Source organism: Atlantibacter hermannii (assembly GCF_009907385.1).
GTDB lineage: Bacteria > Pseudomonadota > Gammaproteobacteria > Enterobacterales > Enterobacteriaceae > Atlantibacter > Atlantibacter hermannii_A.
The window spans coordinates 31,796-45,607 of the sequence record NZ_JAAATR010000064.1; the positions used below are offsets into that span (position 1 = coordinate 31,796).

At 57.7% G+C, this 13,812-nt stretch carries 13 protein-coding genes; 2 read left to right on the plus strand and 11 right to left on the minus strand.

The features are described from left to right. Positions 1 to 7: 7 nt before the first annotated feature. Genes phnK through phnC form a run of 9 tightly spaced genes read right to left on the minus strand, consistent with a single transcriptional unit; the run spans position 8 to position 7,110 of the window. Positions 8 to 766, minus strand: coding sequence for a phosphonate C-P lyase system protein PhnK (phnK, locus tag GV764_RS16375; protein ID WP_125294697.1), 759 nt, complete (start codon positions 764 to 766; stop codon positions 8 to 10). Next, positions 763 to 1,608: an alpha-D-ribose 1-methylphosphonate 5-phosphate C-P-lyase PhnJ gene (locus GV764_RS16380; protein ID WP_161661058.1), complete on the minus strand. Its 846-nt coding sequence runs from the start codon at positions 1,606 to 1,608 to the stop codon at positions 763 to 765. The genes phnK and GV764_RS16380 overlap by 4 nt, the downstream gene beginning before the upstream one ends. Beyond that, positions 1,586 to 2,671, minus strand: coding sequence for a carbon-phosphorus lyase complex subunit PhnI (locus GV764_RS16385; protein WP_161661059.1), 1,086 nt, complete (start codon positions 2,669 to 2,671; stop codon positions 1,586 to 1,588). Before GV764_RS16385 ends, GV764_RS16380 begins: the two co-directional genes overlap by 23 nt. Then, positions 2,671 to 3,255, minus strand: coding sequence for a phosphonate C-P lyase system protein PhnH (phnH, locus tag GV764_RS16390; protein WP_161661060.1), 585 nt, complete (start codon positions 3,253 to 3,255; stop codon positions 2,671 to 2,673). The genes GV764_RS16385 and phnH overlap by 1 nt, the downstream gene beginning before the upstream one ends. Further along, entirely contained in the window at positions 3,252 to 3,713 is a 462-nt protein-coding gene (gene phnG, locus GV764_RS16395) for a phosphonate C-P lyase system protein PhnG (RefSeq protein ID WP_161661061.1), read from the minus strand. Before phnG ends, phnH begins: the two co-directional genes overlap by 4 nt. Beyond that, positions 3,713 to 4,438, minus strand: coding sequence for a phosphonate metabolism transcriptional regulator PhnF (phnF, locus tag GV764_RS16400; protein WP_161661062.1), 726 nt, complete (start codon positions 4,436 to 4,438; stop codon positions 3,713 to 3,715). Before phnF ends, phnG begins: the two co-directional genes overlap by 1 nt. A gap of 20 nt (positions 4,439 to 4,458) precedes the next feature. Beyond that, entirely contained in the window at positions 4,459 to 5,238 is a 780-nt protein-coding gene (gene phnE / locus GV764_RS16405; RefSeq protein WP_161661063.1) for a phosphonate ABC transporter, permease protein PhnE, read from the minus strand. 49 nt (positions 5,239 to 5,287) lie between these two features. After that, positions 5,288 to 6,304: a phosphonate ABC transporter substrate-binding protein gene (gene phnD, locus GV764_RS16410; protein WP_161661064.1), complete on the minus strand. Its 1,017-nt coding sequence runs from the start codon at positions 6,302 to 6,304 to the stop codon at positions 5,288 to 5,290. 17 nt (positions 6,305 to 6,321) lie between these two features. Further along, positions 6,322 to 7,110, minus strand: a complete 789-nt coding sequence (phnC, locus tag GV764_RS16415; RefSeq protein ID WP_161661065.1) for a phosphonate ABC transporter ATP-binding protein — start codon at positions 7,108 to 7,110, stop codon at positions 6,322 to 6,324. Between the two features lie 285 nt (positions 7,111 to 7,395). Here phnC and GV764_RS16420 point away from each other — a divergent pair, with 285 nt between their 5' ends. Continuing rightward, complete coding sequence (locus tag GV764_RS16420; RefSeq protein ID WP_161661066.1) at positions 7,396 to 8,604, plus strand: phospholipase effector Tle1 domain-containing protein; 1,209 nt, start codon at positions 7,396 to 7,398, stop codon at positions 8,602 to 8,604. On the opposite strand, the gene GV764_RS16425 is transcribed toward GV764_RS16420, so the two are convergent. Continuing rightward, positions 8,601 to 10,145: a methyl-accepting chemotaxis protein gene (locus GV764_RS16425; RefSeq protein ID WP_161661067.1), complete on the minus strand. Its 1,545-nt coding sequence runs from the start codon at positions 10,143 to 10,145 to the stop codon at positions 8,601 to 8,603. The two genes, GV764_RS16420 and GV764_RS16425, sit on opposite strands and share 4 nt — an antisense overlap. A gap of 341 nt (positions 10,146 to 10,486) precedes the next feature. Beyond that, positions 10,487 to 10,822, minus strand: a complete 336-nt coding sequence (locus tag GV764_RS16430) for a zinc ribbon domain-containing protein YjdM (protein WP_161661068.1) — start codon at positions 10,820 to 10,822, stop codon at positions 10,487 to 10,489. 584 nt (positions 10,823 to 11,406) lie between these two features. Between GV764_RS16430 and crfC the strand changes: the two genes are divergently transcribed. Then, on the plus strand, positions 11,407 to 13,776 hold the full coding sequence (gene crfC / locus GV764_RS16435) for a clamp-binding protein CrfC (protein WP_161661069.1): 2,370 nt from the start codon (positions 11,407 to 11,409) through the stop codon (positions 13,774 to 13,776). Positions 13,777 to 13,812: the final 36 nt, after the last annotated feature.

Sequence of the window (13,812 nt, forward strand, 5' to 3'; positions counted from 1 at the left end):
CGCGCCTCTAGTTTTGCAGAACCGATGAAACCAACAGTTGGGTGTAGGGATGGTGCGGATCGTCGAGCACCCGGTCAGTTAGCCCACTTTCCACCACCTGGCCCTGCTTCATCACCAGCAGGCGATTGGCCAGCAGCCGCGCCACGCCCAGATCGTGGGTGACAATCACCACCGCCAGGTTCAGCTCCACCACCAGGCCGCGCAGCAGGTCGAGCAATCGCGCCTGTACCGACACGTCCAGCCCGCCGGTGGGTTCATCCATAAACACCAGCCGGGGATGGGTTACCAGATTGCGGGCAATTTGCAGGCGCTGCTGCATCCCGCCGGAGAACGTGGTGGGCAAATCGTCAATGCGCGATCCGGGGATTTCGACCTCTTCCAGCCAGCGCGCGGCGGTGGCGCGGATCTCGCCGTAGTGACGCGCGCCGGTCGCCATCAGGCGTTCGCCGATATTGCCTCCTGCGGAGACCTGGCGGCGCAGGCCGTCCATCGGATGCTGATGCACCACGCCCCATTCGGTGCGCAGCAGGCGGCGGCGCTCGGCCTCGCTCATGCCGTACAGCGAGCGATCCTGATACATCACGTCGCCCGCCTGCGGGGCCAGGCGCGCGGAAATCGACTTCAGCAGGGTAGTTTTACCGGAGCCGGATTCCCCGACAATGCCCAGCACTTCGCCAGGCCATAAATCAAAGGAAACGTCGCTAAAGCCTTTGCCCGGCGCGTACAGGTGGGTCAGGTGATTAACCGAAAGCAGAGGTTGAGTCATGGGTGGTTGGCCTCGCAAACCGTGCGGCAGAAATCGGTATCGGAACAGACGAACATGCGGTTGCCCGCGTCATCCAGCACCACTTCGTCAAGATAGCTGTCATGGGAACCGCAGATGGCGCAGGGCTGGTCCCACTGCTGGACGCTGAACGGGTGGTCGTCAAAGTCCAGGCTTTCAACGCGGGTATAGGGCGGCACCGCGTAGATGCGTTTTTCGCGCCCGGCCCCGAACAGTTGCAGTGCGGGCATCTGGTCCATTTTCGGGTTATCGAATTTCGGGATCGGCGACGGGTCCATGACGTAGCGGTCGTTGACCTTCACCGGGTAGGCATAGGTGGTGGCGATATGGCCGAAGCGGGCGATATCTTCGTACAGCTTCACCTGCATCACGCCGTACTCTTCCAGGGCGTGCATGGTGCGGGTTTCGGTTTCGCGCGGCTCGATAAAGCGTAGCGGCTCCGGGATCGGCACCTGGTAAATCAGGATCTGATCCTCCACCAGCGGCAGCTCCGGGATGCGGTGGCGGGTCTGGATCAGGGTGGCGTTTTCGGTGGATTCGGTGGTGGCGGCATGGGTGACGCGCTTAAAGAAATTGCGGATCGACACGGCGTTGGTGGTGTCGTCCGCGCCCTGGTCGATCACTTTCAGCACGTCGGCTTCACCGATGATGCTGGCGGTGATCTGGATCCCGCCGGTTCCCCAGCCGTAAGGCATCGGCATTTCACGGCCGCCGAACGGCACCTGGTAACCAGGGATCGCCACCGCTTTTAAAATCGCGCGGCGGATCATGCGCTTGGTTTGCTCGTCCAGATAAGCAAAGTTATAACCGGCAAGATGAGTCACGGCGGGCCTCCTGTTCGCGTTGCAGACGCTTGAGCTGCTCCAGTTCGGCCTGGAAATCGACGTAGTGGGGCAGTTTCAGATGCGAGACAAACCCGGCGGCTTCAACGTTATCGGCATGGGCCAGCACAAACTCTTCGTCCTGGGCGGGAGAGGCGATGTTTTCGCCGTACTCCGGGGCCTGTAACGCGCGGTCCACCAGCGCCATCGCCATGGCTTTGCGCTCGCTCTGGCCGAACACCAGCCCGTAACCGCGCGTAAAGTGCGGTGACTCCTCTGGCGGGTCGATAAAGCCGTTAACCATTTCGCATTCGGTCATCAGCAGTTCGCCGACGTTAACCGCAAAACCCAGCTCTTCGGGGACAAGTTCCACGGAAACATAGCCGCTGCGAATTTCCCCGGCAAACGGGTGGTTGCGCCCGTAGCCGCGCTGGGTGGAGTAAGCCAGCGCCAGCAAATAGCCCTCGTCGCCGCGTACCAGCTGCTGGAGCCGCGAGGCGCGGGAACACGGGTAAACCGGCGGCTGGCGGGTGATGTCATCCGGCTGCTCGCCGCTGTCCTGTTCAGGCTTCGCCAGCTTTTGCGCCTCCAGCAGGCTAAACACGTGAGGCGCATGCGGTTGGTCGGCGTCGGCCTGCGCCAGCGTAGGCGCTTCGCCATTCGCCAGCAGGGTGAAATCCAGCAGGCGATGGGTGTAGTCGTAGGTCGGGCCGAGCAGCTGTCCGCCGGGCACATCTTTGTACACCGCCGAAATCCGCCGTTCCAGGCGCATGGCGGCAGTATCAATCGGTTCGCTGACCGCCAGGCGCGGCAGCGTGGTGCGATACGCGCGCAGCAGAAAAATGGCTTCCACGTTGTCGCCGCTGGCCTGCTTAAGCGCCAGCGCCGCCAGTTCGCGATCCGCGATGCCGCCTTCGGTCATCACGCGGTCCACGGCGAGATTCAACTGGGCGTCGATTTGCGCCACGCTCAGTTCCGGGATCTCGCTGTCGCCACGGCGTTTGTGTTCCTGAAGGGCGTGCGCGGCGTCGATCGCTTTCTCGCCCCCTTTCACCGCAACGTACATCAGCACACCTCCACGTGGGTGGTACGCGGGATCGCCAGCATGCGATCGCCGCAGGTGAGGATCAGATCGATGCCCAGCGGGAACGGATGCGGGCGTTCGGTCAGCTCGTGGATCACGCACTCCGGCAGCTGCGGCGCGACCATGCGCTCCTCACGAATACCCGCACCGGTCAGGCGCAGCATCCGCCCGCCGCTCAGGCTGGCGACCTGCATGATCAGCGTGGCGCTGGTTTCCGGGGCGACCGCGCTGCCCTGCGACAGCAAATTCAACTGCGTGGACGTTAGCGTCTCGTCGGCCACCGCGAACAGCGCGCTGGCGAGATCGTCGGTGAGCGGCGCATTGGTATGGAAACGCAGATTCTGACGGACAATATCGTTGCCCATTCTGGCGCTCAGCCATACCGGCGTATCGTTATCCGCAAGGGTGAGCAGCACGCTGGTGGTGGCCTGGCCGAACGGCGGCCAGCCGTGGGCGAGTTGATGCAGGGACACAATCACGCCCGGCTCGCTCATGGCTTTAAGCAGGCGGCGAAAGCTGTGTTGGGCGTCGTGAACCGGGGTAGCGAAAGCGGTGGTTAAGGTCATGTGTTATCTCCACGCACCAGGGTGAAAAAGTCGACCCGGCTGGCGTTCACCTGTCCGGCACGCGTTTGCAGGCGCGCGGCGCGGTGGGCTTCCAGCGGGGCAATAAGGGTTTCCAGCAGCGACGGGTAGTGCTGCGGGTCCTGCATCAGGGCGTCGATCACCGCGCAACGTTCGGCGTGGGGCTTGTTGCGTCCCAGCACCCAGCTGTAGCCGCATAGTCCGTTGTTCAGGCGGATAACGGCGCGGGTCAGGGTGGCGTCGCCGGTATAAAAGCGCGAGCCGGTGCCGCCCATGCGGCCCTGGATTTGCACCAGGCCGGTTTCCGCCGGGCGCAGCGTCTGGTATTGCGGCGCGATGCGCAGGGTATCAACGTAGCGCGCCAGTTCCTCCGGCAGGCTGTGGGCCAGCACGGCCATCCAGCGCTGGCGTTGGGCGAGGGTGTAATGTGCCGCGTCCATTAGTGCTCCATGGTGAATTCAATCATGTCGGCGCGGGTCAGGCTGACGGAGTATTCCGCCGGTGTCGCCACGTCGTTGCGATGGTTAAGGGTGCGCACGCAGAGCAGTGGCGCCATGTTGGGGATCTCCAGCAATTTGCTCTCTTTGGCCTGGGCGCGGCGCGCGCTGATGCGCGTCTGGGTGCGCAGCAGGCGAATATCGAGCTGCTGGTCGAGATAATCATGCAGCGAGCCCTGGCTAAAGCCCTGCAACGCAGGCCACCAGGCCAGCTCGGAAAAGTAGTGGTCGATCAGGCACAGGGCGATGCCGTTGACCCGGCGCAGGGTGCGCAGGTGGATCACGTTCTGACCTTCAGGAACGTCCAGCGCCTGGGCGACCTGATTTGACGCCGGGCGCAGCACCGCCAGCAGACGTTCGCTGGTGGGATGGCTGCCCTGTTCCAGCAGATTCTGGCTAAAGCGCGCCTGAGCGTTGAGCGGGTAATCGAACGGGCGCATCAGCACCAGCACGCCGACGCCCTGGCGGCGCTGCACCCAGCCGCGCTCCACGAGCTGGTCGATGGCGCGGCGCAGGGTGTGGCGGTTAACCGCGAAGCGGTCCGCCAGCTGCTGTTCCGCCGGGAGATAGTCCCCGCAGCGGTAATGATTTTTCAGCTCCTCTTCAAGCTTTGCGGCAATTTCCTGATATCGGGTTGGGTAACTGGTCGGATGTCTGGATAAGTGCATAGCAATCAAAGCCTCGCAACTCAGATGAAGTGCTTACGCAGGCGCTGCGACAGGAAGTCGAGCAGGCTGACGGTAATGATGATGACAATCATCAGGGCGCAGGTTTGCTGGAACTGGAACCCGCGGATCGCTTCCCACAACGTGACGCCAATCCCGCCCGCGCCGACCATGCCGACCACCGTGGCGGAACGCACGTTGGATTCGAAGCGGTACAGGGAGTAGGAAATCAGCAGCGGCATCACCTGCGGCAAAACGCCGTAAAGAATTTCTTCGATTTTATTGGCTCCGGTGGCGCGCACCCCTTCAACCGGACCCGGCTCGATGGCTTCCACCGCTTCGGACAGCAGCTTGGAGAGCACGCCGGTGGTGTGGATAAACAGTGCCAGCACGCCCGCGAACGGCCCTAATCCCACCGCCACCACGAACAACATGGCGAACACCATTTCGTTGATGGCTCGGCAGGCATCCATCGCCCTTCGCATCGGCTGGTAAATCCACCAGGGAACCAGGTTATCGGCGCACAGCAGGCCAAACGGGATGGAGAGTAAAACCGCCAGCGCGGTGCCCCAGACGGCGATTTGCAGAGTGATCAGCATTTCGCCCAAATAGTGCTGCCACTGGCTGAAGTCCGGCGGGAAGAAATCAGCGCCGAAGGTCGCCATATTGCCCGCATCGCGGAACAGGTTGAGCGGCGCCATTTCCGCGCCCTGCCATGAGGCAATCAGCACAGCCAGCAGCACGGCCCAGCTCACCAGGGTGAACCCGCTTCGCTTTGGTGGCGCAACAGTAATGGTTTGCATAAAAAGCTCCGTAAAGCGTCCTCACGGGCGAACCCGCGAGGACAGAGGATTACTGTGAGGCGGTGGTGACGTTGGTCATCGCGCCGAGCGCCGCGTTCAGACGATCGAGATCGTCGAGCTTCGCCTGGAGTTCGGCGGTTTTAGCCGCACGATCCTGCTCGCTCAGGGTCTTATTGGCTTTGACGCTCTGCATTTCTTTAAACAGCGCCAGCTGGCGGATCGGCACCAGTTGCAAGTCGCTGGACGGGCGGAACGGCGCCCATGAGAGGCCTTTCAGCACCTGCTGCTCTTCGGCGGTTTTGCCGTAGGTAGTGAAGAAGTCGTAGATCTTGTCTTTGGTGGCGTCGGAAAGGTTTTTACGCCAGACGATCGGATCGCTCGGGATCAGCGGCGATTTCCAGATCACTTTCAGCTGGCTGAATTTTTCCGGCGCGGTGATCTTCAGACGATCGAGGTTTTCAGTGTTATTGGTCGCCACATCCACCTGCTTATTGGCGACGGCCAGGGCGTTGGTTTCGTGGTTGGCGTTCAGGGTGCGTTTGAAGTCGGTCGGTGCGATGTTGTTCTTCGCGAACACGTAGTAGCCCGGTACCAGGAAGCCTGACGTCGAATTCGGATCGCCGTTGCCGAAGGTCAGATCCTTGCGCTTCGCCAGCAGATCGTTGAGGTCTTTGATCGGGTTGTCTTTGTTGACGATCAGGACGCTCCAGTAGCCCGGCGATCCGTCCGCCGCCACGGTCTGGGCGAACACCTGTCCGTTGGCGCGATCCACCGCTTCCATGGCGGAGAGGTTGCCGTACCAGGCCACATCCACTTTGTTAAAGCGCATGCCCTGGATAATGCCCGCGTAATCCGGTGCGAAGAAGGCATTCACTTTTACGCCCAGTTTCTTTTCCATGTCCCTGAGGAACGGGTCCCACTGCGGCTTGAGGTTTTGCTGTGATTCGGTCGAAATGATGCCAAAGTTAATCGCCTTTTCCTGCTCCTGCGCCTGCGCCGGGCTTAACAGGGCGCTCACGCTGAACATGCTGGTAAAGGCCAGAGCGGCAACCGCTTTGTAATTCATGAAAAGTCCTCAGTAAGTTAGGCGGCCTGCGCGTTCTGCTCGACGCGATTCAGACTGCGGTAGAGATGGTCGGAACGTTCGCTGTCGAAGGCGCTGCTGGCGCCGTCGAAAAAGACATTGCCCTGGCGCAGCGCCACAATGCGTTCGCAGTAGCGCAGGGCGTAATCCACCTGATGCAGCGTCACCACGACGGTGATCCCGTCCTGGCGATTAATGTCGCGCAGAATTTCCATCACGATGCGCGCCGATTCCGGGTCAAGCGAGGCAATCGGCTCATCCGCCAGAATCACTTTGGCCTGCTGCATCAACGCGCGGGCAATCGCCACGCGCTGCTGCTGGCCGCCGGACAGCGTGGAAACCCGCTGATACGCCAGATGTGCCATGCCCACGCGTGACAGCGCCTGTAACGCGCGCTGCTTCTGCTCGCGGCTGAACCAGCTGAAACAGGTGCGCCAGAACGGGGTCGCGCCAAGCGCGCCGATCAGCACGTTTTCCATTACCGTCAGGCGGTTAACCAGGTTGAACTGCTGGAAGATGTAGCCGGTCTGAGCGCGGGTCTGGCGGATATCGCGGGCCAGGCGGCCTGCGCGTTGAACGGCGCGGCCCAACATTTCGATATGAATTTCCGGGGATTTGTCGCTGGTCAGCAGCCCGCTGAGATGGCGCAGCAGGGTAGATTTCCCGGAGCCTGACGGCCCCAGCAGGGCAACCATTTCGCCATGATTGACCTCCAGACTCACCCCATTCAGCGCCTGATGGTGATGGAAAGTTCGGGTCAAATTTTCGACGCGGATAATCTTTTGCATTACACGGTCTCCATGAAAAGTGGCCTCATGTTGACCGGGTAATGTGACGATTCTGTTAACAGGAAATGGCAATCGGATGAAGATTAGTCAGCGCGGGCCGCCGATTTATGAGTGAACGCATTCAGCTACACACTTTTGTCGTAGTGCAAGGCGTAGTGTTATTTTCTTAGCTTATGGGGTGCGGATTGTGCGCTTTTTCCGGGTAAGGCTGCGGGAGTATTTTATGCGGGCGATTAACCTCACGTAACACGACGCGAAATTAACCTCTGGCAGCGGGAATCAACGATGAGCAAAGACATTGTTTTTTGTGCGGATGGGGTCTGGGGCGGGCCGGACCTTGACGTTCAACACAGCCCGGTGCTGGCAGGCAATGTTTACCAGCTGTTTGTGGCGCTGCGGGGGGAGGTGGATCAACATAGCCTGCTGCTCGCCAATGAACAGGAGAAAACCTGGCGGGATCCCGACGGGGAAGTCTTACAGGTCGCAAAGTATATTCATGGGGTGGGCGACCCGAATAATCCGTTTGCGAACAGTCTGGATGGGGCGTTTGGCGCCCGGCTTATCGTTCCCGTTGTCAGGGGTTATACCTTTATCAGCCGTCATTACCAGCCAGGCGATCGGATCTGGTTGATCGGATTTAGCCGCGGCGCGTATACGGTGCGGGCGCTGGCTGACATGATCCTCAGCCGCGGTTTGCTGGACAGCGCGCGTTTACGTTTGAACGAACATAACAAACCCGATGCCTGGCGGCGGGCGGCGGCGGTCTGGACCCAGTATCGTGCCCATGCTGCTCATATGGATGGCGAGTTGCTTGGGCAGGTGATCGGCGATCTACCCGGCTATTTTTGCGAGCCGCCTAAGCACGATGAGCTGATTACCGATGTCCCTGTAGAAGCGGTCGCCGCGTTTGAAACCGTGGGGAAAAGGGGCATTCCCACCTGTTACGAGGATATCCGCACCGATGTGTTTCGCTTCGCGTCATCGGCGTTAGGCTCCCGGATAAAGTACGGTTTACAGGCGCTGGCGATAGATGAAGAACGTATTGAATTTGAGCCGGTACTGTGGGATTTCCGCGATCGGATTTTGCAGGTGTTGTTTGCCGGTATCCATGAAGATATCGGTGGCGGCTACGACCAGGAGAGCGAAGAAAGCGCGCTGGCCAATACCACATTACGCTGGATGCGTGATGTACTGAGCGATCTGGGATTGCCGCTGGATCTGCGGCCGATTATCAGCAACGGCTTAGGGCCGCTGCACTGTAACTGGTTTCCGCCGACGCCCTGGCAGCAAATCGCGCCACGGCGGTTTTCTGCGCCGGTGCACGCTTCGCTGATGATCCACCAGTCGGTGATTGACCGGATCTATGGCGGCAGCGCGCTGCCGTTTCAGTCGTCAGTCGATGGGCTATGGAAGCTCGGTGAATACCAGCCAGCGTCATTGAGAAAACACATGACCGCTGGCGGTATCCCGAAGAACTGGTCTATTGCTTACTAGCGAAAAACCGCCACGGCATCCACCAGCCGCGTCGCCTGATGTTTCACGGTGGCGGACGCCCCGGCGCCTTCCTCAACCAGGCTGGCATTTTGCTGGGTGATTTTATCCAGCTCATCCACGGCGCGGGTGAGTTCAGTCAGGCCATGCGCCTGATGCGCCGTAGCGTCGCTGATTTGCGCAATCAGTCTGGTGACGTTTTCTACCTGCTGCACAATCTCCCGCATGGTTTTGCCCGCCATCTGCACCTGTTCTGAACCCGATTCTACATTGCGGGTGCTGGCCTCGATCAGCTTGCGAATGTCGCTGGCGGCGGTTGCGCTTCGGCTGGCGAGACTGCGGACTTCCCCCGCCACAACGGCAAAACCTTTGCCCTGTTCCCCCGCTCGGGCCGCTTCGACGGCGGCGTTGAGCGCCAGGATATTGGTCTGAAAGGCGATACTGTCGATCAGGCTGGTAATGCTGCTTATTTGCGAGGTACTTTGCGCAATCTGATCCATGGTGGCGATGACGGTTTCCATCACTTCGCCGCCGTTGGTGGCCGCCTGACAGGTTGATAGCGAAAGCTTATCGGCGGCGCTGGCGGTTGCGGTATTGTGCTGAACCGTGGCGGCGAGCTGATTCATGGTGGCAAGTGTTTGCTGGACGTTGACCGCGGTCTGACGGGTGCGCTCGCTGAGATCGTCATTGCCCTGCGCCAGCGCGTCGCTACCCTGACGGACGGTAACGACCTGGCTGCTGACATCGTTAACCAGCCAGCGAAACATCAGCCCAAGCTGGCTAATCGCGCGCAGCGTGATGCCAATTTCGTCGGCGCGCTGCATATGATCCACACTGTGACTGGCCCCCGTCGCCACCTGTAACGCCTGCTTGCAGACCTTTTCCATCGGACGGGAAACCTGCGCTTCCAGCCACAGGCAAATCACCAGACTGCAGACAGCCTGAAAACCCATCACGGTCAACGCGCTCTTCAGCGGTAGCGCGAGAGCCCAGAGCATCAGCGCAGTAAAGGGCAGCAGCACCAGGAGCGGCAGGCGGATACGCCAGCGCAGCGGCAGCGTTTTAAACAGATTAAATATTCGGCCCACGCCACGGCGCACCAGTAATCCGCTGTAAAACCGGAAGCCGGTTAATGTCCCCTGGTTAATTTTCTTATACAACCTGTCGGCATGGGCAATTTCTTCGGGGTGGGGTTTAGTACGTATCGACATATAACCGCACGTTTGGTTATTTCGCACGACAGGGATCGCGTTGGCGCGTACCCAATAAAAATCGCCATTCTTACGGCGGTTTTTCACCAGCCCGGTCCAGGGTTCGCCGCGTTTTAACGTCTGCCACATGTCGGCGAATACCTGCTTTGGCATATCAGGATGACGTACAACGTTATGGGGATGATGGGCTAATTCATCGCTGCTAAAACCGCTGGCGCTAATAAAACTGTCGTTAGTATAAGTAATATAACTCTGCAGGTCGGTCGTGGACATCAACGTATCATTATCAGCAAGAATATATTCTTTATCAGTTGTATGAGGAGAATGACGCATAAACTTACCCTTAATAAACGGATACGGTTTTCGGACGGATTTAATATTTATCGGTGTCAAAAGAATTAACTTTAGGTTTTAAATGCGTTCGGGTATTGTCCAAAAATACATAGTTTTAGAATAATTAAAATAATGATAAATGTTTAACCAATTGATTAATAAGGCGATAAGCTTTAATTTGTGATTGCCGTCAATTCGTTTAAATATATTATAAAAGCGCCTTGAAAATATGAAAATGATAGCTATGACAGCCAGAGGGACGCTGAGAGAGAATAACCGGCTTTATTCCGTAATACAGTGGAGGGAAAAACTCTGCGCAGCATAATCGCGCAGAGCCAGCATCAGTTCTTTTTAACGAATTCCGATTTTAACTTCATTGGGCCGAAGCCATCGATTTTGCAATCAATGTTATGGTCGCCTTCAACCAGACGAATGCCTTTGACTTTGGTGCCGATCTTCAACATTGAAGAGCTGCCTTTGACTTTGAGATCTTTGATCACGGTGACGCTGTCGCCATCTGCCAGCAGATTGCCATTGGCATCTTTAACAATCAGCGTGTCGGCTTCCGGCGCTTCTTCAGCGGCGTTCCATTCATGCGCGCACTCCGGGCAAATGAACATGCCGTTATCTTCATAGGTGTATTCGGACTGGCACTGGGGGCAGTGGGGAAGTTGCATGGGGGGTTCCTCTTAAAATGATGGCGTGCTGTATGCCGCATCAATAATGTGAAAAACGGGCAGTCACCCGCAAAAACCGAGGATTATAACCTAAATCCCTGAGCTTATCAGGGATTATTACGGCACTGGCGTCACTCAGTGCCACGCCGGTGGCGGCGCTTCACGAAGGTTGTCAATAACCTAAATTTTAGCGCAATTATGCGAAACATATATCGTGATTTGTCTTCTGTCGGTGTTATTCTGGCCTCTTAAGTGATATTTATTATTCTATGGTTATCGACAATCATCAGGGCTACACATCGGCCACTTGAACGCACGTTGAATCATTTTCACCGAATGGCTTATTTGGCCATTCCGGATGGCTTTTGCCTGTAGCAGATACGAAATAAAAATCCAGTGCTGGTGGTGACTATTAGCATTTTTAATAACGCTACCAGATGGACAAACGGGTTATTTTCAGCAATCAAAACGGCGTTTTAACGAATCGATATTTATTTCCTTCAGGTAATTATAAAAGGCGTTACCAGATAATAAAAAGATAAAGCAAATAAAACTAAAGAAAATTTGCATTAAGGAAACATTTTATGCATACACAGACAATTTTTGAATTAAGCCAGGAAGCGGAGCGGTTAATCCATCTCGCCATGCATAACCTGGATATGCTGAAAAACATACCCCTGGCGGTGCAGGAAAATCCATCTGGTTTAGATGGCGCACGGATTGCCACTATTCATCCGTTACACTTCAGCCATAAGGGCGTGGAGGTTCAACTGGAAACCTTGCGCAATGAACTGCGTAAGGTGACACATCAGGAAATGGTGCTGGCGATTGTCGGCACCATGAAAGCGGGCAAATCCACCACGATTAATGCCATTGTTGGTACGGAAGTGTTGCCCAACCGCAACCGTCCCATGACCGCGCTACCCACGCTGATTCGCCATACTCCAGGCCAGATTGAGCCGATTCTGCATTTTCCCCATGTTGGGCCCATCGAAACGTTAATGGCCGAGTTGCAAAAAAAACTGCACGCCCGGCGACGTGAACACCTCGCCACGCAGCTGGAAATCGATAAAGACATGGACAGCCTGTTGTTGCGCATTGCCAGCGGCACCCGGTTCGAGAAACAGTATTTAGGCGCGCAGCCGATTTTCCATTGCCTGAAGAGCCTCAACGATCTGGTGCGCCTGTCGAAAGTGCTGGATGTGGCGTTTCCTTTCAGCGCGTATACCGCTATCGAACATATTCCGTTTATTCAGGTGGAGTTTGTCCACCTGGCGGGTATGGACCAGGGGTTAGGGCAATTGACTCTGCTGGATACCCCCGGGCCCAACGAAGCCGGTCAGCCGCATCTGCAAAAAATGCTGCAGGAGCAGCTGGCAAGCGCCTCGGCGGTGCTGGCGGTGATGGATTACACCCAGCTCAAGTCGGTTTCCGATGAGGAAGTGCGCCAGGCGTTATCCACGGTGGGGAAATCGGTTCCGCTGTACGCGCTGGTTAATAAATTCGACCAGAAAGACCGCAACAGCGATGATGAAGATCAGGTGCGGGCGCTGATTTCCGGCACGTTGATGAAAGGACATATCGAGCCGGACCATATTTTTCCGGTATCGTCGATGTGGGCGTATCTGGCCAATCGCGCGCGCCACGAGCTGATGCATAAAGGCCAGCTACCGCTCCATACCGAACAGCTGTGGGTGCAGGATTTCGCGGAGGCGGCGCTGGGCCGACGCTGGCGCACCGAATCGTTAACCGACATCACCGCGCTGCGCCATGCCGCCGAACTGCTGTGGGAAGACTCGCTGTTCGAGCAGCCGATCAAAACGGTGCTGCATGCGGCCCACGCCAATGCGTCGCTGTACGCGCTGCGCTCCGCCTCGCATAAATTGCTCAACTACGCGCAAAGCGCGCAGACCTATATGACGTTCCGCCGTCAGGGGTTAGATATTGCCAGCGACCAGCTTCAGCAGAGCATCGTGCGGCTGCGTCAGAATATTGAAGAGCTGCATTCGTCCCGTAACGGCGTGCGTGATGAGGTTCAGCACGAAGTGGCCCAGGCGTTGCAGAGCGGAGCGGCGTGCATTGCGGACTATCAGCGCCGCATGATCGAAAGCCTGAACGGCTATTTCCGCAGCGGCCAGATTCCGGAAGTTTCCCTGAGTGGCATTGGCCGTCACGACCCTCATCGCCGTCGTGATTTTGAGCCGGGATGCCAGCAGATGATGCTGGAGTCTGAAAGCGAAGCGCGCACCCTGCTGCATAAAATCCGTGCTTCCTGCGATGTGATTATGCTGGGCTTCCAGGAAGGCTTGATCCGCGATCTGGCGACCCTGTTCAGCCAACTGGAAATCACACTGACGCGCACACTGCGCGAGGCATTGCATCCTATTGAAACCCGCGTCTCCGACGGCCTGGTCCAGGCGGGATTTAAAGCGCACATTACGCTACCCGCATTCAGCGCCAATCAACTTAACTTTAATGCGCACTCGCTGTTTAACGATGCCATCGATCAGCAAACGCTGCCGCTTAACCGCGCCCGCCATCGGGGGGGAATGAAGGGAACGGTAGTCCGCTGGCTTAACAGCTCGGAGTGGGGCTGGGAAGGGTACACCGCCAGCGCCCGGCGCTTTGTGATTGATATCCCTGTGCTGGAGCAAAAACTGTATCAGCACATCGAGCAGTTCAGCAGCCAGGTGCGTCAGGCGATGGATACGCAAATCGACGTCTCCGTTAGCGCCGGGCTGACCAGTTTTTTTGCTGAGTTTTCCGGCGCGCTGTCCTCCATTGAAGCCAGCCTGCAGCAAAGCCTGGTGGCACGTCAGCAAAACGAAGATGCGCTGCTGGCGCTACGTAAACAGCTGCAACAGTGCAATTCCACCGCCGGGTTTATTTATGAGGACGCCCGGTTACTGCGTGATGATATTCAAACCCTCTTTGCAGCGGAGTATGGCGTATGAGGCAGACCGCGTTACTTGATGGACCAGGACGTCATT

What these genes read in the sequence shown, in the direction of transcription:
- phnK (WP_125294697.1), bottom strand. Translation starts at nt 766, where the DNA reads ATGACTCAACCTCTGCTTTCGGTTAATCACCTGACCCACCTGTACGCG.
- GV764_RS16425 (WP_161661067.1), bottom strand. Translation starts at nt 10,145, where the DNA reads ATGCGTCATTCTCCTCATACAACTGATAAAGAATATATTCTTGCTGAT.
- phnD (WP_161661064.1), bottom strand. Translation starts at nt 6,304, where the DNA reads ATGAATTACAAAGCGGTTGCCGCTCTGGCCTTTACCAGCATGTTCAGC.
- crfC (WP_161661069.1), top strand. Translation starts at nt 11,407, where the DNA reads ATGCATACACAGACAATTTTTGAATTAAGCCAGGAAGCGGAGCGGTTA.
- phnE (WP_161661063.1), bottom strand. Translation starts at nt 5,238, where the DNA reads ATGCAAACCATTACTGTTGCGCCACCAAAGCGAAGCGGGTTCACCCTG.
- GV764_RS16430 (WP_161661068.1), bottom strand. Translation starts at nt 10,822, where the DNA reads ATGCAACTTCCCCACTGCCCCCAGTGCCAGTCCGAATACACCTATGAA.
- GV764_RS16385 (WP_161661059.1), bottom strand. Translation starts at nt 2,671, where the DNA reads ATGTACGTTGCGGTGAAAGGGGGCGAGAAAGCGATCGACGCCGCGCAC.
- phnC (WP_161661065.1), bottom strand. Translation starts at nt 7,110, where the DNA reads ATGCAAAAGATTATCCGCGTCGAAAATTTGACCCGAACTTTCCATCAC.
- phnG (WP_161661061.1), bottom strand. Translation starts at nt 3,713, where the DNA reads ATGGACGCGGCACATTACACCCTCGCCCAACGCCAGCGCTGGATGGCC.
- GV764_RS16420 (WP_161661066.1), top strand. Translation starts at nt 7,396, where the DNA reads ATGAGCAAAGACATTGTTTTTTGTGCGGATGGGGTCTGGGGCGGGCCG.
- phnH (WP_161661060.1), bottom strand. Translation starts at nt 3,255, where the DNA reads ATGACCTTAACCACCGCTTTCGCTACCCCGGTTCACGACGCCCAACAC.
- phnF (WP_161661062.1), bottom strand. Translation starts at nt 4,438, where the DNA reads ATGCACTTATCCAGACATCCGACCAGTTACCCAACCCGATATCAGGAA.